This is a genomic window from Isoptericola sp. NPDC056134, from assembly GCF_042264825.1.
Taxonomy (GTDB): Bacteria; Actinomycetota; Actinomycetes; order Actinomycetales; family Cellulomonadaceae; genus Isoptericola; species Isoptericola nanjingensis.
Window position 1 is genome coordinate 1 of the sequence record NZ_JBHJVM010000101.1, and the last position, 1,063, is coordinate 1,063.

The 1,063-nt window shown below is 57.9% G+C and carries 1 rRNA gene; it reads right to left on the reverse strand.

From position 1 onward, the window contains the following. Positions 1-9: 9 nt before the first annotated feature. Positions 10-1,063, reverse strand: a 16S ribosomal RNA gene (locus ACFCZN_RS21560); the annotation flags it as partial.

The window sequence follows — 1,063 nt, forward strand, 5'->3', positions numbered from 1 at the left end:
GCTCCTTAGAAAGGAGGTGATCCAGCCGCACCTTCCGGTACGGCTACCTTGTTACGACTTAGTCCCAATCGCCAGTCCCACCTTCGACCACTCCCCCCGGAAAACCGGTTGGGCCATGAGCTTCGGGTGTTACCAACTTTCGTGACTTGACGGGCGGTGTGTACAAGGCCCGGGAACGTATTCACCGCAGCGTTGCTGATCTGCGATTACTAGCGACTCCGACTTCATGGGGTCGAGTTGCAGACCCCAATCCGAACTGAGACCGGCTTTTTGGGATTCGCTCCACCTTACGGTATCGCAGCCCTCTGTACCGGCCATTGTAGCATGCGTGAAGCCCAAGACATAAGGGGCATGATGATTTGACGTCATCCCCACCTTCCTCCGAGTTGACCCCGGCAGTCTCCCATGAGTCCCCGGCATAACCCGCTGGCAACATAGGACGAGGGTTGCGCTCGTTGCGGGACTTAACCCAACATCTCACGACACGAGCTGACGACAACCATGCACCACCTGTGCACCGACCTTACGGGGCACCCATCTCTGAGTGTTTCCGGTGCATGTCAAGCCTTGGTAAGGTTCTTCGCGTTGCATCGAATTAATCCGCATGCTCCGCCGCTTGTGCGGGCCCCCGTCAATTCCTTTGAGTTTTAGCCTTGCGGCCGTACTCCCCAGGCGGGGCACTTAATGCGTTAGCTGCGGCACGGAACTCGTGGAATGAGCCCCACACCTAGTGCCCAACGTTTACGGCATGGACTACCAGGGTATCTAATCCTGTTCGCTCCCCATGCTTTCGCTCCTCAGCGTCAGTTGCGGCCCAGAGACCTGCCTTCGCCATCGGTGTTCCTCCTGATATCTGCGCATTCCACCGCTACACCAGGAATTCCAGTCTCCCCTACCGCACTCTAGTCTGCCCGTACCCGATGCAAGCCCGAGGTTGAGCCTCGGGATTTCACACCAGACGCGACAGACCGCCTACGAGCTCTTTACGCCCAATAATTCCGGACAACGCTTGCGCCCTACGTATTACCGCGGCTGCTGGCACGTAGTTAGCCGGCGCTTCTTC